Annotated in this window: 14 protein-coding genes; 9 read left to right on the top strand and 5 right to left on the bottom strand. The window is 53.1% G+C overall.

Features of this window, described 5'->3' with window-relative positions; all coding sequences use genetic code 11:
- Positions 1 to 24: 24 nt before the first annotated feature.
- From AC1DUO_RS14895 to AC1DUO_RS14880, 4 genes are read right to left on the bottom strand one after another with little or no spacing between them, the layout of a single operon-like run.
- Entirely contained in the window at positions 25 to 912 is an 888-nt protein-coding gene (locus AC1DUO_RS14895; protein ID WP_037035395.1) for a [formate-C-acetyltransferase]-activating enzyme, read from the bottom strand.
- A complete protein-coding gene (locus tag AC1DUO_RS14890) occupies positions 878 to 3,175 on the bottom strand; it encodes a formate C-acetyltransferase (protein ID WP_112197619.1) in 2,298 nt (765 codons plus the stop codon). Before AC1DUO_RS14890 ends, AC1DUO_RS14895 begins: the two co-directional genes overlap by 35 nt.
- Before the next feature lie 16 nt (positions 3,176 to 3,191).
- Positions 3,192 to 3,521 (bottom strand): PTS fructose-like transporter subunit IIB, encoded by a 330-nt coding sequence (locus AC1DUO_RS14885; protein ID WP_013577445.1) that lies wholly within the window; start codon positions 3,519 to 3,521, stop codon positions 3,192 to 3,194.
- A 17-nt stretch (positions 3,522 to 3,538) separates the two neighbouring features.
- Positions 3,539 to 4,618 carry a PTS fructose transporter subunit EIIC gene (locus AC1DUO_RS14880; protein ID WP_119262169.1) on the bottom strand — a complete coding sequence of 360 codons (1,080 nt, stop codon included), beginning with the start codon at positions 4,616 to 4,618 and terminating at the stop codon, positions 3,539 to 3,541.
- A 366-nt stretch (positions 4,619 to 4,984) separates the two neighbouring features.
- Between AC1DUO_RS14880 and ptsP the strand changes: the two genes are divergently transcribed.
- Complete coding sequence (gene ptsP / locus AC1DUO_RS14875; RefSeq protein ID WP_015690571.1) at positions 4,985 to 7,489, top strand: phosphoenolpyruvate--protein phosphotransferase; 2,505 nt, start codon at positions 4,985 to 4,987, stop codon at positions 7,487 to 7,489.
- 11 nt (positions 7,490 to 7,500) lie between these two features.
- Positions 7,501 to 8,163, top strand: coding sequence for a fructose-6-phosphate aldolase (gene fsa / locus AC1DUO_RS14870; RefSeq protein ID WP_013577442.1), 663 nt, complete (start codon positions 7,501 to 7,503; stop codon positions 8,161 to 8,163).
- A 93-nt stretch (positions 8,164 to 8,256) separates the two neighbouring features.
- On the opposite strand, the gene AC1DUO_RS14865 is transcribed toward fsa, so the two are convergent.
- Positions 8,257 to 9,084, bottom strand: coding sequence for a dienelactone hydrolase family protein (locus tag AC1DUO_RS14865; RefSeq protein WP_013577441.1), 828 nt, complete (start codon positions 9,082 to 9,084; stop codon positions 8,257 to 8,259).
- A 183-nt stretch (positions 9,085 to 9,267) separates the two neighbouring features.
- Here AC1DUO_RS14865 and katE point away from each other — a divergent pair, with 183 nt between their 5' ends.
- The 7 genes from katE (at position 9,268) to ubiB (ending at position 18,074) form a co-directional block, all read left to right on the top strand.
- On the top strand, positions 9,268 to 11,550 hold the full coding sequence (gene katE / locus AC1DUO_RS14860) for a catalase HPII (protein WP_015690570.1): 2,283 nt from the start codon (positions 9,268 to 9,270) through the stop codon (positions 11,548 to 11,550).
- Positions 11,551 to 11,773: 223 nt separating this feature from the next.
- Positions 11,774 to 12,535 (top strand): uridine phosphorylase, encoded by a 762-nt coding sequence (udp, locus tag AC1DUO_RS14855; RefSeq protein WP_013577439.1) that lies wholly within the window; start codon positions 11,774 to 11,776, stop codon positions 12,533 to 12,535.
- Between the two features lie 165 nt (positions 12,536 to 12,700).
- Complete coding sequence (locus tag AC1DUO_RS14850) at positions 12,701 to 13,228, top strand: DedA family protein (protein ID WP_013577438.1); 528 nt, start codon at positions 12,701 to 12,703, stop codon at positions 13,226 to 13,228.
- A gap of 157 nt (positions 13,229 to 13,385) precedes the next feature.
- A complete protein-coding gene (gene rmuC / locus AC1DUO_RS14845; protein ID WP_119262168.1) occupies positions 13,386 to 14,927 on the top strand; it encodes a DNA recombination protein RmuC in 1,542 nt (513 codons plus the stop codon).
- Positions 14,928 to 15,068: 141 nt separating this feature from the next.
- Positions 15,069 to 15,824 (top strand): bifunctional demethylmenaquinone methyltransferase/2-methoxy-6-polyprenyl-1,4-benzoquinol methylase UbiE, encoded by a 756-nt coding sequence (ubiE, locus tag AC1DUO_RS14840; protein WP_013577436.1) that lies wholly within the window; start codon positions 15,069 to 15,071, stop codon positions 15,822 to 15,824.
- Positions 15,825 to 15,837: 13 nt separating this feature from the next.
- A complete protein-coding gene (gene ubiJ / locus AC1DUO_RS14835) occupies positions 15,838 to 16,446 on the top strand; it encodes a ubiquinone biosynthesis protein UbiJ (protein WP_013577435.1) in 609 nt (202 codons plus the stop codon).
- Positions 16,443 to 18,074 carry a ubiquinone biosynthesis regulatory protein kinase UbiB gene (gene ubiB, locus AC1DUO_RS14830; RefSeq protein ID WP_477987763.1) on the top strand — a complete coding sequence of 544 codons (1,632 nt, stop codon included), beginning with the start codon at positions 16,443 to 16,445 and terminating at the stop codon, positions 18,072 to 18,074. Before ubiJ ends, ubiB begins: the two co-directional genes overlap by 4 nt.
- Positions 18,075 to 18,113: the final 39 nt, after the last annotated feature.

The raw sequence follows: 18,113 nt of genomic DNA, 5'->3' as shown, positions 1-18,113 counted from the left end.
AGTGTTTCCCCTGATTAAGAAAATTTATCCACCGAGCGTCACGGTATAACCGTATTTTTCGGCCATCGCATAAAACGGCGCAATAGCTGCGGCATCCGGTGCCGTCGTCTTATACATTGAATACGCTTTATCCAGTAACGGATACTTCGCTTCGCCGTATTTGTGAAAGGGCAGCAGATGGATTTCAGTTAAATTGAAGGGCTGCAGGAAATCCAGAATTTGTTGCATATTTTCAAGTGTTAACGTGAAACCGGGGATCAACGGCAGGCGGGGCAGCAGCTTAACGCCGCGTCGTGCCAGCGCCGTGAAATTCTGCAACACACGCGGCTGATCCATATTGAGCACTGCTCGTGCCTGAGCGGGATCCATTATCTTGAAGTCATACAATACCTGATCGCAGTGATCGGCGAGCGCCAACAGGTGGCCCAGCGGTGCATCGCCCGCCGTTTCGATCGCTGTCGGAATGCCTAAGGCCTGCAATTCCCTGAGCAACTCACCGGCAAATGTGTATTGCATCAGCACTTCGCCGCCGGAAAGCGTGACACCACCGCCCGACGAGCGGAAAAAAATCTCATCCTTGAGCAGGCGCGTCATTAAGTCCGGCAGCGTAATATCTTCGCCGACATACTCCATTGCACCACTCGGACATTCGTTCGGATCCTGCAAACAGGTGCGGCAGTTCAGGCATTTTGCCTGCCTTTTGATGACCTGAATGCGTGGTGACATCGATTCAGGGTTGGCGCACCACGGACAGCGGTGGGGGCAACCTTTGAAGAAAACCAGGGTACGGATACCCTGGCCATCATTGAGTGAAAAACGCTGAATGTTGAAGATGCGCCCGCGTCTTTCCGTTGCTTCCATAACAGGGATCCGCAGGTCAGAGCTGGTGCGCGGTGCGGCCGATAATGTCATCCTGGATCTCCTTTGACAGCTCAACAAAGAACGCGCTGTATCCCGCCACCCTGACGACCAGCCCCGCAAAATCCTGTGGACGTTTTTGCGCTTCACGAAGCTGCTCAGCATTCACCACGTTGAACTGCACATGCTGCAACTTCAGACGGGTGAACGCGCCGAGGAAATCGGCCAGTTTATTCAGCCCCTGCTGGCCTTCAAGCGTTGATGGCGTGAACTTCACATTCAGCAGCGTACCGTTGGAGAGCAGTGTATTGTCGAGTTTACTGACGGATTTCAATACCGCCGTTGGTCCCTGATGATCCTGGCCCAACATTGGCGAAAGTCCGCCATCTGCCAGTTGTTCACCGGCAAAACGGCCATCCGGCGTTGCACCGACTACCGCACCTAAAGGTACGTGTGCGGAAACGGTATAAGAACCCGGCGTAAACTGACCACCGCGTGGATTACGATACTGCTCGACTTCCTTACAGTAAAAACGCAGCAAATCTGCACTGATCAAATCGACTTCATCAATGTCGTTGCCATACTTCTCAAAGCGGTTGATCAGGCGGGCGCGAATGGCGCGGCCTTCCTCGCTGGCAAAATTCTCTTTCAGCGAAGCCAGTAATTCATCAAAGGTCAGGCGTTGCTGATCAAACACCATGCCTTTCAGCGCATACAGGGAATCGCTGAGGTTGGCGATGCCGATACCCTGAACACCGGAAAAATTATAACGTGCGCCGCCAGCGGTAATGTCTTTGCCGCTGTCCAGACAACCTGTAATAAAGGAGGACAGCAGCGGAACCGGTGCCCAGTCGCGGTGGCCGATATCACAGATATTGCTGCCCTGCGCCATCAGCCTGACGTAATGGCTGATTTTCCGGCGGATCTGTTCCACCAGCTCAGGATAAGTAATCGCGGTGTTTCCTTCATTTTCATGCAGCGTCAGTTCCATGACTTTCAACAGGTTAAACATGGCAATATCATGCAGCCCGTAGGTTTTGCCAGGGATGGATAATTCCACGCAGCCTACTACCGCATAATCCCGCGCATCCTCAAGGCGCACGCCACGATTGAGAAATGCCGGAACCACCACTTCATCATTAAAGATTTGTGGAATGCCGGTGCCGAGGCGGATTGTTTCGGCGGTTTTCAGCAGGAACGGGCGGTCGATCAGTTCATTGACTCTCACGCCAAGGTTAGGCTGTGGCAGACAAATACTCTGATAGGCATCCAGGCACAGGAACGACAACACATTGACGGCGCTGCGTCCGGTGTCGGTCAGACCGCCGAGTAAAATGGTGTAACCCGTCGGGAATCCGGCGAAGTAACGTGCGCTGGACGACGAACGCAGCAGCACGATGTCGTTGCATTTCACCCACAGGCTTTCCAGCAGTTCTTTAAGAAACGCCGGGGATTCGCCGTGGGACAGCGAGTGCTGATAGAACGGCAGCATGTACTGATCGAAGCGCCCGAGGGACAGCGAACTGGCATTGGATTCGTATTGCAAAATGATATTCATATACCAGAACAGCTGGCAGGCCTGATAGAAATCCTGTGGCTTATGGCCGGAAATATATCGCGAAATGCGGGCAATACGCGCCAGTTCTTGTTTTCTTGAGTTGTCCTGACAGGCTTCTGCTAACTCTTCTGCCAGCGCGGCGTAGCGCAAAATATGCCGCTGTGCTGCCTGCAGTGTAATCAGCGCTGCCTGATAAAAGGCATTATCCGGCGCGCCGGCAACGTGTTGCTGAAGTTCTGAAACTAAGTTATCCAGGCCCGAATTCAGCAGACGGGGATAATCGATAATGATGTGCCCCTGACCTTTGTCAGTCTGGTTGATACTAAAAATCTGCGTCTGAGTGGCCGCTTTCACTTCTTCCGGCATCTGGCTGTTAATGAAATCCTTCATCGAATGCGATTCCCAGTAAGGGAAAAGCTGCCTGCGGTAAATCTGTTTATCCTGCTCAGAAATGTTGAAACGGTCCTGCGGACGGGTGGGAAACGTGTCCAGCTCTTTCAGCAGCCAGCAGGGGTCCATTTCAGGGGAGATGATCCCCGCACGTGGTTTGACCGTACGGTTACCGACAATCAGCTCGTCTTCACGCAAGGCAATCTCAATGTTATCCAGAATGTATGCCGTGGCTTTCGCGCGGCGCAAAAGCGTGGGTTCGCCTTCTGTGCTGCGGTGACTTTCGGTATACAGCAGGGCACGTTCCAGCGAGATTTCACGCGGGCTGGCGAAAAGTGCGGCTTTAAGACGTTCTGTGCGGGAAGTCATCTCGTTCTCCTTGGGATCAATCCGTGACAGCAGCTTTGGCGAGATGCGCTGCGATTTTTTCCATGATGGCATCTGCGCGTTTTACGGCATCGCTGATGGCCACGCGCACCGTCACTTTGCCTTTGAAACGCTCTTCCTGTTTGATACCGATGTCTTTGGTCAGGATCACGATGTCGGCGGCCGCCACATCTTCCGGCGTCAGTTCGTTTTCCAGACCGATTGAACCCTGCGTTTCAACTTTGCATTCCCAGCCTTTAGCTTTTGCCGCACGTTCAATCGCTTCAGCCGCCATATAAGTATGAGCAACACCGGACGGGCACGCGGTGACAGCAATAATGTGAGTCATGATGTTTTCCTTTGGGTTCAGTTAATTTCGAAGTCCAGATCAAGGTCAGATTCCTGACGCGTTTTTGCCGACTGCTTTTTGGCGGCCAGATATTTCAGCGTGTTGACGCACAGTGCAGTGACAACCATGCCGACCAGCAGCGCGCCGATATACCCCAGTTTTCCCTGCACGACCGGCAGTACAATCAGCCCGCCCCAGCCGGCATAGCATTGCGCGCCAACCAGGGCGGCAGTCACCGCCGCACAAGCAGAACCGAACATGATGGAAGGAATGACACGCAACGGATCAGCGGCGGCAAAAGGTATGGCGCCTTCGGTGATACCGACACAGCCCATCAGCATGGCGGCTTTGCCCGCTTCGCGCTCTTCGGTGGAATAGTATTTACGGCCAATCAGCGTGGCAAAGCCCAGCCCCAGCGGCGGTGTCGCGATAGCCACGGCGGCAATCGCCACCACGGTATACACGCCCTGTGCCACGCAAATCAGCATGAAAGCGTAGGCCACTTTATTAACAGGTCCGCCCATGTCGAAGGCCAGCATCAGCCCAATGATGATGGCGAGCACAATAATGCTGCCCTGCTGCATGCCTTGTAGCCAGTGAGTCAGGGAGGTGGTCAACAAACCAACCGGTTCGCCCAGTCCCCACATCATGACGCCCGCAGTCAGCAGGGTGCCGATAATCGGGATCACGAAGATCGGCATCACCGAGCGCAGGATCTTCGGTACGCGGATCTTCTTAAGATAGAAAACGATAATGCCGCCCAGCAAACCGGCGATGATCGCGCCAAAAAATCCTGCGCCGAATGAGGCGCCGACCCAGGCGCCGATTGCCGAAGGGGCGAGCGCGGAACGGTCAGAGATGGAATAACCGATATAAGCCGCCAGAAAAGGCACCATCAGGGTTAAACCGGCGACGCCGATATCAAATAACTTTTTCAGGTTCGGATCGGTTGCCGCGTCCGGTACGGCACCTTTGCCATACAGCATCACCGAGACCGCCAGCAAAATGCCACCCGCGACCACAAAGGGGATCATATGAGACACGCCAGTCATCAGATGCTGGCGGGTATTTTTTAGAATATTGAGTAAGTCTTTCATGATGAACTCCACGAAAACCGGTGTCGGGCTGAAAATCGCAAATATCAGGGTTTCATTTCAAAAACCGCAGATACAGAAAGGCTATCGACCTCAACAATAGGCTGCTGGCTGTGGCGCTCATAGTGGACAAATTTGTGTTTTACTGGACTTTTGTAATGTCCTCACAAAAATGCGAGCCGGTTCAAATAACCCGAGACAATACGCGGTTTAGTGACGGTAGTGGCGCGTGAGCTGGCTCGCAAAAAACGATACACATTACATTTATCCAGTGTTTGTCATTTTTGTCTGGTAGCTATCGGATCCGCCTGACTCTTATGCTGCAAGGAGCCGGTGCATTACACCGGAATTTGGGATGAGGATTCAGAAATGGCCAAGAAGTTGAGCTTCACCTGCATGTTGGTAAATGGTGTTCACGCCCGCCCGGCCAGCCATATTGAAACGCTGTGCAACAGTTTCGGGTCTGTATTTAAGTGGCACAATGGGCGTACTGACCGCATTGCAGATGGTAAAAGTGTCCTTTCACTGATTGGTGCCGATATTCTGTTTAACGATGAATGTCACGTGACCATTGAAGGGAATGACGAAGATGCTGCGCATGCTGCGCTGGCACATTTCATTAAACATCAGCTGCCTCATTGCGATGAAGCCCTGCCTGAGCATGATGAAAATGCTGAATTTGAGCCGCTTCCTGAATCCCTGATGCATCTTTCTCCGCTGGTTTTCCGCGCCCGTTCAGTCAGTGAAGGCTGTGCGCTGGGGAAACTGGTCAGCCTGTCGAATGTGAATCTGGCGACACTCAGGGATTTACCGGAATCTCAGGGTAAAGATAAAGAACAAAGTCTGCTTTCCACCGGACTGGCACAGCTTGAAAAATCACTCGAATTACAGCTGATGGCGGACAACGGGACGATCACGGCAGTGCTGGAAGCGCACCGTTCTTTGCTGCGTGATAACAGCCTGCGGGAAGCCTTGCTGAGCCGCGTGGCGCAAGGCCGGAGCTGTGCGCAAAGCATTGTCGACACCGCCGCGCATTTCAGCTTGCAGCTCGCACAATCGTCCAGCGCCTATTTGCGTGAACGCGAGCTGGATATTCGTGATGTCAGCTTCCAGCTTTTACAGCAAATCTATGGCGAGGAGCGTTTTCCTTCCCAGCAGGCACTGAGCGAAGCCAGTATTTGTCTGGCAGATGAACTGACGCCAAGTCAATTTCTCGAACTGGATAAAACACATCTGAAGGGGCTGTTGCTCGGCAGCGGAGGCAGTACGTCGCATACTGTGATCCTTGCCCGATCGTTCAATATTCCTGCACTCGTTGGCGTTGATCCACAGCCACTTCAGGCTTATTTGCAGCAGAATGTGCAGATCGACGGCGATCTCGGGCTGATTGTCTGTGCGCTCAGCGAACCGGTGCGCCGTTATTATCGTCAGGAACAGGCGGTGCATCAGGCGCTGCGTGAACAGCAAAGTGAATATCTCAATAAACCGGGGTATACCGCTGACGGTGTGCGCCTTGAAGTGGCGGCCAATATTGCCCACTCGGTCGAAGCCAGCGCGGCGTTTGGCAATGGGGCAGAAGCTGTCGGACTGTTCCGTACAGAAATGCTGTATATGGATCGCGCCAGCGCTCCTTCCGAAGATGAGTTGTACAACATTTATTGTCAGGCTACGGATGCGGCCAACGGCAAAACCATCATTGTCCGCACCATGGATATCGGTGGCGATAAACCAGTTCATTATCTGAACATTCCTGCCGAAAACAACCCGTTCCTCGGTTATCGCGCCGTGCGTATTTATCAGGAATACCTGCCGTTATTCCATACGCAGTTGCGCGCGATCCTGCGCGCCTCGGCGCACGGATCGCTGAAAATCATGATCCCGATGATCTCCTCTATGGAAGAGATCTTATGGGTGAAAGATCAACTGGCTGAAGTCAGGCAGTCGTTGCGCAGTGAGCAAGTGCCGTTTGATGAAAAAATTCAGCTTGGGATCATGCTGGAAGTGCCGTCGGTGATGTTCATCATCGATCAGTGTTGCGAAGAGATTGATTTCTTTAGCATCGGCAGTAATGACCTGACGCAGTATCTGCTGGCGGTCGACCGTGATAACGCGAAAGTGACACGCCATTACAACAGCCTGAATCCGGCCTTCCTGCGCGGCCTCGACCACGTTGTGCGCGAAGTGCATCGCCACGGTAAATGGATTGGTTTATGCGGTGAACTTGGCGCGAAAGGCTCGGTATTGCCGCTGCTGGTCGGGCTGGGGCTTGATGAAATCAGCATGAGTGCACCGTCGGTTCCTGTGACCAAAGCACGGCTGGCCAAACTCGACAGCCGCGAATGTCGCCTGCTGCTGAACCGCGCCATGCAGTGTCGCACGTCGCTGGAAGTCGAACACCTGCTGGCGCAGTTCAGGATGGCGGTCAACGATGCCCCGTTGATTACGGCGGAATGTGTGGCGCTTAATGCTGACTGGCGCAGTAAAGAAGAAGTGATTAAAGGCATGGTGGATAACCTGATGCTGGCAGGGCGTTGCCGTTATCCGCGCAAACTCGCCGCCGATGTCTGGGCGCGCGAAGCCGTATTTTCCACCGGCCTCGGGTTTGGCTTTGCGATACCGCACACCAAATCAGAACACATTGAGCAATCGACTATCAGCGTCGCGAAACTCCCGCAACCGGTGCGGTGGGGCGATGAAGAAGCGCAGTTTGTCATCATGCTGACTCTCAATAAACACGCTGCAGGCGATCAGCATATGCGGATTTTCTCAAAGCTGGCGCGACGGATTATGCATGACAGTTTCCGTGATGTGCTGATGCATTCCACCACCGCAGCACAGATTGAAGCGCTGCTTAAACAAGAACTGGAACTCTGACAGGAGAGAATATGGAACTTTATCTGGATACGGCTGATATCAGTGCAGTAAAACGTTTATCGCGGATTTTACCGTTACAGGGTGTGACCACCAATCCGAGCATTGTGGCTAAATCGCAGACTTCCGTGTGGGAGGTTTTGCCCGGGCTTCGTGATGCATTAGGTGGTGAAGGGAAACTGTTTGCACAAGTGCTGGCGAATCAGACCGAACAGATAGTGGAAGAAGCTGAACTGCTGCATTCCCGCGTGCCGGGGCTGGTGGTCAAAGTGCCGGTCACCGCCGCCGGTCTGGCAGCGATTAAGATCTTACGTACCCGCAAAATTCCAACGCTGGGAACCGCGGTGTATGGTGCCGGGCAGGGACTCCTGTCGGCGCTGGCCGGAGCAGAATATGTCGCGCCGTATGTTAACCGGCTGGATGCCCAGGGGGGAGATGGCATTGCGATGGTGACGGAGTTGCAGCAATTGCTGTCCCTGCATGCGCCGCATGCCAAAGTGCTGGCCGCCAGTTTTAAAACGCCGCGTCAGGTTCTGGCCTGTCTGCTGGCAGGTTGTCAGTCGGTCACTATCCCGGTGGACGTAGCGGAGCAATTTATCAGTGCGCCTGCGGTACAGGCGGCTGTCGATAAATTTGAACAAGACTGGCAGGGTGCCTTTGGGCAGTTGTCGCTGTAATGGGTTAACTTCCCGTAAAAAGCCCGGCAGGAAAAACCTGTCGGGCTTTTGTCATTCTGGTCGGTGTCCTTTTACTGCACACCATACTTTTTATTACTTAACCCCATACTGCGCAAAGAAATCCAGCATCCGTTGCCAGCCGTCGGCGGCGGCTTCAGCGTGGTAACTCGGGCGATAATCGGCGTTAAACGCGTGGCCCGCTTCCGGATATACCACGATTTCCGCCGTAGCATTGGCTGCGCGAATGGCCTGACGCATGGTTTCAATGGTATCCAGAGGAATGCTGGAATCTTCTGCGCCGTATAAACCCAGAACCGGTGCATCCAGCGCGGCGGCGCGGTCAACCGGATTTGACGGGCTGGTCAGCGTTTTATCGCCGACCAGTTTGCCGTACCACGCCACGCCCGCTTTCAGCTGCGGATTGTGCGCCGCGTACAGCCAGGTAATGCGCCCGCCCCAGCAGAAACCTGTGATGCCTAATTTAGAAATGTCCCCGCCATGTTGTGATGCCCAGTGTGCAGTGTGATCGAGATCTGCAAGCACCTGCTGATCCGGCACTTTACTGACCAGTTTAGCAAAAAGCTCACTGATTTCAGTGTAGTCACGCGGGTCGCCCTGACGGAAGTACAACTCCGGCGCGATGGCCATATAACCCTGTTTCGCCAGACGGCGGCAGATATCCTGAATGTGTTCGTGTACACCAAAAATTTCCTGCACCACCAGCACGATCGGCAATTTACCGGTGAACTGTTCCGGACGGGCGAGGTAGGCGGGCATATCTTCGCCCTGCGAGGGTATGGTGGTCTGGCCTGCGTGCAGCCCGTCAGTATCGGTATGGATAGTGGTGCTGGCGACGGGAGTGACGGCAGGGGCAAAGCTGGTCGGAGCCTGTTTCAGGGTAAGCAATTCTTCTTTTTTCATTGGGGTCTCCAGGCAAGTGTCCATACGAAAATCTGTGGCTATGGATTAAAACTATAGCCGGAAAGCATGAACAGCAAGGCGCAAGAGATGTTCTATAGTTAAAAGTTAATCAGGAAAGTCATCATGGAAGATTTACAGAACGTCTACAGAACACCCGAAACCTTTGTCGAGGAGCTATGTTCAATGTCAAAATCACCCTCTAAAGTGACCAAGAAAAGCGAGTCAAAATCGGTAAGCCGCGCCCCCGCCACGGGCATTGAATCTTCACAGCCAGGCCTGGGGGATCTTGCGCCCGGCGATCGTATTTATCAGCCTTCGCCACAACCGACACCGCCAGGAAAAGAACCGACAGCGTCCGGCAGTGCGAAGAGTCCGGAAAATACCAATGCTAAACTCGATGCATTAGAACGCCACCGCAAAAATGGTGAAAAACAGCCGCTGACCACCAATCAGGGCACCAAAATCTCTGATGATCAGAACTCGCTGAAAGCCGGAAATCGTGGCCCGACACTGCTTGAAGATTTCATTCTCCGTGAAAAAATTACTCACTTCGACCATGAGCGCATTCCCGAACGTATCGTTCATGCGCGGGGCGCTGCGGCGCACGGTTATTTCCAGCCCTATCGCAGTATGAAGGCGGTGACCAAAGCCAGCTTCCTGTCTGATCCTGAAAAGAAAACGCCGGTATTTGTGCGTTTCTCTACCGTTCAGGGTTCCCGTGGTTCGGCAGATACCGTGCGTGATATCCGCGGCTGGGCGACCAAGTTTTATACCGATGAAGGCATTTACGACCTGGTCGGTAACAATACACCGGTGTTCTTTATTCAGGATGCCCATAAATTCCCTGATTTTGTGCATGCGGTAAAACCCGAACCGCATAACGAAATCCCGCAGGGAGCGAGTGCGCACGATTCCTTCTGGGATTACGTGTCCCTGCAACCGGAAACCCTGCATAACGTGTTCTGGGCGATGTCTGACCGGGGCATTCCGCGCAGTTACCGCACGATGGAAGGTTTTGGCATCCATACTTTCCGTTTCGTGAATGCAAAAGGCAAAGCCACTTTTGTGCGTTTCCACTGGAAACCGCTGGCCGGAAAAGCCTCTCTGTTATGGGATGAAGCGCAGAAACTGGCCGGGAAAGATGCCGATTTCCACCGCCGTGATTTGTGGGAAGCCATCGAAGCCGGAGATTATCCGGAATACGAACTGGGTGTGCAGTTGATCCCTGAAGAAGATGAATTCAAATTTGATTTCGACCTGCTCGACCCGACCAAACTCATCCCTGAAAAACTGGTGCCGGTAGAACTGATCGGCAAAATGGTGCTCAACCGTAACCCCGATAATTTCTTTGCTGAAACCGAGCAAGCCGCGTTCCACCCGGGGCACATTGTGCCGGGCATAGATTTCACCAATGATCCGCTGTTGCAGGGGCGACTGTTCTCTTACACCGACACGCAAATCAGTCGTCTGGGCGGGCCTAATTTCCATGAAATTCCGATTAACCGGCCGACGTGCCCTTTCCATAACTTCCAGCGTGACGGCATGCACCGTCAGGACATTGATACGAATCCGGCGAACTACGAGCCGAATTCCATCAACAATAACTGGCCGAGGGAAACACCTCCGGCAGCGTCCGGCGGTGGCTTTGAAAGTTATCCTGAACGGGTTGATGCAGAAAAAATCCGTCAGCGCAGTCCGTCATTTGCCGAATATTATGCCCATCCGCGCCTGTTCTGGCTGAGCCAGACAACAGCGGAGCAGGATCATATTATCGGCGCTTTCTCATTTGAATTATCGAAGGTGGCGCGGCCGTATATCCGCGAGCGGGTCGTGGATCTGTTAGCGCATGTTGATCAGACGCTGGCGCAGAAAGTGGCGAAAAATCTGGGTATTACCCTTTCCGCTGACACCCTGAAGATCAAGCCGCCGAAGCCCGTGAATGGGCTGAAAAATGATCCGTCGCTGAGTTTGTATGCCAGCGGTAAAGGCACGATCAAAGGGCGGCAGGTGGCGATATTGCTGGGTGAAGGTGTGAATGCGGCGGATGTTCTGGAAACCTTACAGGCACTTCAGGCCGCTGGCGTTCACCCTAAGCTGCTGGCCAGTCACTTAGGGAGTGTGACTGCCGATGATGGTTCTACGTTGCCGGTTGATGCTACGTTTGCCGGATCGCCTTCCATCACCGTTGATGCAGTGATTGTTCCGCATGGGCATATCGACGCACTGCTGATGAATGGCGATGCACGGCATTATGTGCTCGAAGCCTACAAACACCTGAAAGTGGTGGGGCTAAGTGGCGATGCACGCCGCTTCAAATCGCTGCTGGGGCTGACGGATGATGTGCCGGAAGAGGGCGTTGTGGAAGGTGAAAAAGCAGAAGGAGCGTTGCTGAAGGCGTTTCTGAAAGACATGCTCAAACACCGGATCTGGTCGCGCAGTGCGGCGGCAGATGCCGTTCCTGCCTGATTAACTGTAACTGATAAACAGGCAATCCCCGGCAGCGGAGATTGCCTGTTTAAAATTCCCTCACCCCTCCTTATTTTGTGACTTGAATCACAAAATAAATGTATGTGAAATTCCTGTTGTTACATCATAGTGACGACCGTCACGAAATAACGTCACAATGTTCAGTACAGTTGCCGGGTGTTCCTCCTGCCAATAAATGACCTTACACACAGAGGAGTTTGTTATGTCTCAGCCTGAAGTTTTCCATCTTGGCCTGGCCAAAAAAGATTTAAACGGCGCGACGCTGGCGATTGTTCCCGGCGACCCTGAGCGCGTGGAAAAAATTGCCAAATTGATGGAGAACCCGGTTCGTCTGGCTTCCCACCGCGAATTTACCTCATGGCGTGCTGAGCTTGATGGCAAATCTGTGATTGTTTGCTCAACCGGTATTGGTGGCCCTTCGACCTCTATTGCGGTTGAAGAACTGGCGCAACTGGGGATCCGTACTTTCCTGCGAGTCGGCACAACTGGTGCTATCCAGCCACACATCAATGTCGGTGACGTTCTGGTCACGACCGCTGCCGTTCGCCTTGATGGCGCGAGCCTGCACTTTGCGCCGATGGAATTCCCTGCAGTAGCCGATTTTGCCTGCACCACCGCGCTGGTTGCGGCGGCAGAAGCCGTGGGTGCCGCGACGCACATTGGCGTTACCGCCTCTTCTGACACCTTCTATCCGGGTCAGGAACGTTATGACACTTACTCTGGCCGTGTTGTCCGTCGCTTCAAAGAATCGATGAAAGAGTGGCAGGAAATGGGCGTCATGAACTACGAAATGGAATCCGCGACTCTGCTGACCATGTGTGCAAGCCAGGGCCTGCGCGCGGGGATGGTGGCGGGTGTTATCGTGAACCGCACGCAGCAGGAAATCCCTAATGCGGAAACCATGAAAAAGACTGAAAGTCATGCGGTGAAGATTGTTGTAGAAGCAGCCCGCAGGCTTATTTAGTCCCTATAAAACTAAAACAACCACATCACATCATCACATCAATGGGCTGCCTCTGGCGGCCCATTTTTTTGCCCTGCTAAGCAGATCTGTTAAGGTCATGTTAGTAATCCATCTGGAATAATTGATGAACCTCCTCCCGAATCTCTGACAAAAGGAACTGCATTTTTGACTGTTCACGACCTTCTTGAGTACACCACTACCTTCATCCGCGCCCATCAGGTGTGGGCTGCACCGATCGTTTTCTTTCTGGCTTTTGGTGAGTCTCTGGCATTCCTTTCCCTGCTGCTACCGGCAACGTTTATCTTGCTGGGACTCGGCGCGCTGATTGGCGAAACCGGTATTCCGTTCTGGCCCATCTGGGCCGCCGCCGCCGCAGGCGCTTTCCTGGGAGACTGGCTTTCTTACTGGATTGGTGCCCGTTATCAGGATCGGGTTGGCAATTTCTGGCCTTTCTCCCGCCATCCGCAAATGCTGGTTCGTGGACATGCTTTCTTTGAAAAATGGGGCATGCCCGGGGCTTTTATCGGCCGCTTCTTTGGCCCGCTTCGTGCCGTTGTGCCACTGGTTGCCGGTATCTGCGGTATGCCGCAAAAATATTTCCAGATTGCGAATGTGACGTCTGCACTCATCTGGGCTTTCGGCATCCTGGCGCCAGGTGCTTTCGGCATTCAGTGGCTGAGCCGCTGGTTTTGAATGCTGCTCTCTGTGGCTGGCTATCGCAAGGGGGCAAATACAGAGAAATTCCTTTTTGGAAGACGTCTCGCAAAGGCTCAATGCAACAGAAAATAGACTGGACATCCATACAGCCTGACATTACCTTGGCCGCAAGAGACTTTAAGAGGGAAATCGCGTGGATATCAGCATCCTGACAGCCCTGGGGGCGGGGTTAATGGGCTTACTCGTAGGTTGGCTTATCGCCAGCCTGCGCCAACAGCAACAGCAGACGGAGTATGAAACGCAGCGCCGTTTGCTGGAACAATCGCTGGAACAGGCTAAAGCGGAAAATGATACGCACAAAAGCGAGCGGCAATCAGGGCAGCAGCAACTGCGTGAGGCTGAACTTGAGCTGCGAAAACTGCATAGCCTGCAGGCGGCCAGTCAGGAAAAATTACAACTGCTTGCCCACTGGCAAAACGAGTGTGAGCAACTGAATCAGGAACTGCGTGCGCAGCGGGAAATCAACAGCGCGCAGGAAGCAGAGTTGCGTGAGGTTTCAACCCGTCTGGATGAAACCCGCATGGCGGCTGAGGAAAAGCAGCGTCTGCTGATTAACAGCGAACAGCGCCTGAGCAGCCAGTTTGAAAATCTGGCTAACCGGATTTTCGAACAAAATGGCCGCCGTGCCGACGAACAGAACAAGCAAAGTCTCGACAAGTTACTGTTGCCGTTGCGCGAGCAACTGGATGGTTTCCGTCGTCAGGTGCAGGACAGCTTTGGGCAGGAAGCCCGTGAACGCCATACGCTGGCGCATGAGATCCGCAATCTGCAGCAACTGAATGTGGAGATGGCCCGTGAAGCCGTCAACCTGACCAAGGCACTGAAAGGTGACAACAAAACGCAGGGCAACTGGGGGGAAGTGGTGCTGAGCCGCGTGCTCGAGGCTTCCGGTTTACGTGAAGGGCATGAGTACCAGACTCAGGTCAGCGTGCAGGTTGACAGCAACAGCCGGATGCAACCTGATGTGGTCGTCAGGTTACCGCAGAATAAAGACGTAGTGATTGATGCCAAAATGACCCTGGTCGCGTATGAGCGCTATTTCAACAGCGAGGATGACAGCGAGCGGGAAGCGGCACTCAATGAACATATTGCCTCGGTGCGCGGACATATCCGCCTGCTCGGGCGCAAAGATTACCAGCAACTTCCCGGTCTGCGCAGCCTCGATTATGTGCTGATGTTTATCCCTGTTGAGCCCGCTTTTCTGCTGGCTATCGACCGTGAGCCAGAATTGATTAGCGAAGCGCTCCGGCACAATATTATGCTGGTCAGCCCGACGACCCTGCTGGTGGCGCTGCGAACGATCAGTAACTTGTGGCGCTATGAGCATCAGAGTCAGAACGCCAAACGTATCGCCGACCGCGCGGCACGTCTTTACGACAAACTGCGGCTGTTTGTGGATGACATGGAGTCGATGGGACAAAGTCTCGACAAAGCGCAGGGAAGTTATCGATCCGCGATGAATAAACTCTCGCAAGGCCGTGGTAATCTTATCGGACAGGTGGAAAGTTTCCGCGCGCTGGGTGTTGAAGTTAAACGGCCTATCAGTCCGTCTCTGGCTGAAATAGCGAAAGCGGAAAATGAACCTGAAGACACCGCATCTCTGCCCGATACCTCTGATGCGGAAGAAGAACAGACGCTGAACCCGGGTGAGTTAACTCCCCACCAGCAGACATAGCGGGTCAGAGGGCCTGCACTGTATTTGTGATTCAATGCATGAATTTTTGCAATATGTTGAATCACCATCGGTGATGGGGCTTTCGAACGGGTTCTGATACACTTCTCCCCAAGAGTTCGACTGAAAAAGCAGGCATAAATAATGGAAAAGCAGACGCCGGAAACCACCCATTTTGGTTTTCGTACAGTAGCCAAAGATGAAAAACAGGAAATGGTGGCAGAAGTCTTCCATTCCGTTGCGGCAAAATATGATTTGATGAATGATCTGATGTCTTTCGGTATTCATCGCATCTGGAAACGCTTCACTATTGATTGCAGCGGTGTCCGTCAGGGACAACGTGTGCTGGATCTGGCCGGTGGTACGGGCGATCTGACCGCAAAATTTTCCCGTCTGGTGGGTGAGAAAGGCGAAGTCGTGCTGGCGGATATCAATGATTCCATGCTGAAGATGGGCCGCGAAAAGCTGCGCAATCTTGGCATCGTCGGCAACGTCAGCTACGTTCAGGCGAATGCCGAGGCTCTGCCGTTCCCGGACAACTATTTTGACTGTATCACCATCTCTTTCGGTCTGCGTAACGTGACTGAAAAAGAGAAGGCGCTGCGTTCCATGTTCCGCGTACTCAAGCCGGGCGGGCGTCTGCTGGTACTGGAATTCTCCAAACCGGTGCTGAAGCCGCTGAGCAAAGCTTACGACACCTATTCCTTCCATATTTTACCGCGTATTGGTGAGCTGGTTGCGCACGATGCTGAAAGCTACCGGTATCTGGCTGAATCAATCCGTATGCATCCGGATCAGGAAACACTGAAAGGAATGATGGCGGACGCAGGTTTTGAAAATGTGACTTATCACAACCTGACTGGCGGCATTGTGGCGTTACATCGGGGTTTCAAATTCTGATATGAGTATGCCGATGTTGTTAACGCCGTTACTGACTGCCGCTATCGAGACGCCGCTTAATTACCTGCTTTTCAGAGATCGCAGCATGAAGGCGGCGCGGACACGTCTGGCCGGTAAAGTTCTGCGTGTGGAATTGCAGGAACTGAGTACACCACTGACGTTTGTGTTCAGTGAACAGAAAATTGATGTGCTCGGGCAATGGGACGGCGCGGCAGATTGCACCGTCACCTCGAAACTGTCAGTGCTGCATAAGTTACGTGATCGCCAGCAGTTGTCGCCCATGATGCGCAGTGGCGAGCTGGTAGTTGATGGCGATATCGCCCTGGTTCAGCAGTTCTCTGCATTGCTGGATATGGCGGAAATTGAGCCTGCGGAATTTCTGGCACCCTATATCGGTGACATTGCGGCACAGGGGCTGAGTCAGACCGTGCAGGGCGTTTTCAGCTTTTTGCAAAAAGGGTTGAAACACCAGCAGAGCTATGTGGCGCAAACGCTGACTGAAGAGTGGAAAATGGCACCCGGTCCGCTGGAAGTTGTCTGGTTTAGTGATGAGGTTTCCGCACTGGTGTGTGAGCTGGATGCGCTGGATAAACGTATCAAAAAACTGGAGGACAAACCGTGACGCCTAGGGAAATGCGACGTTTATATCTGATTATCCGCATGTTTCTGATCTACGGCCTTGACGAACTGATCCCTAAAATCCGCTTAACGTTACCACTGAGAATTGGTCGTTATCTTTTTTTCTGGTTACCAAATCGTCATAAAGAAAAGCCGTTAGGTGAGCGCATGCGCCTGGCACTGGAACAGCTTGGGCCGGTTTGGATCAAGTTCGGTCAGATGATGTCTACACGCCGCGATCTTTTCCCCCCGCACATAGCCGATCAGCTGGCTTTGCTTCAGGACCATGTTCCGCCGTTTGATGGTGCGAAAGCCCGTCAGCAAATTGATGCCGCGCTGGGTGGCCCGCTGGAAACCTGGTTTGATGAGTTCGATCAGACGCCGCTGGCGTCTGCGTCTATTGCTCAGGTGCACACGGCGATCCTGAAAGAAAACGGCAAACCGGTGGTGCTCAAAGTTATCCGTCCGGATATTTTACCGACCATTGTTGCTGATATCCGTTTGATGTCGCGTCTTGCTGGCTGGCTACCGATTTTGTTACCGGATGGTCGCCGTTTGCGTCCGCGTGAAGTGGTACGTGAGTATGAGAAAACGCTGCTTGATGAACTGAATCTGTTACGTGAAGCCGCGAATGCCATTCAGCTTCGCCGTAACTTTGAAGGTAGCCCGATGCTGTATGTGCCGGAAGTGTACCCGGACTATTGCAGCGAACAATTGATGGTGATGGAACGTATTTACGGGATCCCYGTTTCTGATATTGAGGCGCTGAAAAAACAGGGCACCAATATGAAATTGCTGGCGGAGCGCGGTGTACAGGTCTTCTTCACTCAGGTTTTTCGCGACAGTTYCTTCCATGCGGATATGCATCCGGGCAATATTTTTGTGAGCTACGAAACGCCTGAAGATCCTTGCTACATAGGCATTGATTGCGGCATAGTTGGTTCGCTCAATAAGGAAGACAAGCGCTATCTGGCGGAGAATTTCATCGCGTTCTTTAACCGTGATTACCGCAAAGTAGCTGAATTGCATGTCGATTCCGGCTGGGTCCCGCGAGATACCAACGTTGAAGAATTCGAATTTGCAATTCGGACAGTGTGTGAACCGATTTTTGAGAAACCGCTGGCGGATATTTCCTTCGGTAACGTATTGTTAAATCTGTTTAATACGGCTCGCCGTTTTAATATGGAAGTCCAGCCTCAGTTGGTGTTGCTGCAAAAGACACTGTTGTATGTCGAAGGCCTCGGGCGTCAGCTTTATCCTCAACTGGATTTGTGGACAACGGCGAAACCTTTCCTCGAAAGCTGGGTTCGTGATCAGGTGGGTCTGCCGGCGATGATCCGCGCACTGAAAGAGCGTGCGCCGTTCTGGATTGAGAAAATGCCTGAACTGCCAGATTTGGTTTATCAGAGCCTGCATCAGCACAAGCTGTTGCAATACAACATTGAGAAGCTTTCCTCCCAGATCCATAACCAGAGTTCCCGTCAGGGGCAGTCTCGTTATTTGTTGGGAATGGGTGCGACGCTGTTACTGAGCGGAACCCTCTTACTGTTGGGTGGTGTTACGGTTTACCCCGCCTGCCTGATGGCAGCCGGTGTTGTTTCCTGGTTAATCGGATGGAAGCGCGCCAGCTGAGCAAATTGTTTTAAATCGAATGCCGTTTGCGGACGGCAA

This window comes from Rahnella sp. P4_A8 (assembly GCF_056402435.1).
This window is presented reverse-complemented; position numbering and strand designations above follow the sequence as displayed.

Bases quoted from the DNA above. Each gene is read 5' to 3' on its own strand.
- udp (WP_013577439.1), top strand. From the start codon at position 11,774: ATGTCTCAGCCTGAAGTTTTCCATCTTGGCCTGGCCAAAAAAGATTTA.
- AC1DUO_RS14865 (WP_013577441.1), bottom strand. From the start codon at position 9,084: ATGAAAAAAGAAGAATTGCTTACCCTGAAACAGGCTCCGACCAGCTTT.
- fsa (WP_013577442.1), top strand. From the start codon at position 7,501: ATGGAACTTTATCTGGATACGGCTGATATCAGTGCAGTAAAACGTTTA.
- ubiJ (WP_013577435.1), top strand. From the start codon at position 15,838: ATGTTGTTAACGCCGTTACTGACTGCCGCTATCGAGACGCCGCTTAAT.
- AC1DUO_RS14885 (WP_013577445.1), bottom strand. From the start codon at position 3,521: ATGACTCACATTATTGCTGTCACCGCGTGCCCGTCCGGTGTTGCTCAT.
- AC1DUO_RS14895 (WP_037035395.1), bottom strand. From the start codon at position 912: ATGACATTATCGGCCGCACCGCGCACCAGCTCTGACCTGCGGATCCCT.
- AC1DUO_RS14890 (WP_112197619.1), bottom strand. From the start codon at position 3,175: ATGACTTCCCGCACAGAACGTCTTAAAGCCGCACTTTTCGCCAGCCCG.
- katE (WP_015690570.1), top strand. From the start codon at position 9,268: ATGTCAAAATCACCCTCTAAAGTGACCAAGAAAAGCGAGTCAAAATCG.
- ubiE (WP_013577436.1), top strand. From the start codon at position 15,069: ATGGAAAAGCAGACGCCGGAAACCACCCATTTTGGTTTTCGTACAGTA.
- ptsP (WP_015690571.1), top strand. From the start codon at position 4,985: ATGGCCAAGAAGTTGAGCTTCACCTGCATGTTGGTAAATGGTGTTCAC.
- AC1DUO_RS14880 (WP_119262169.1), bottom strand. From the start codon at position 4,618: ATGAAAGACTTACTCAATATTCTAAAAAATACCCGCCAGCATCTGATG.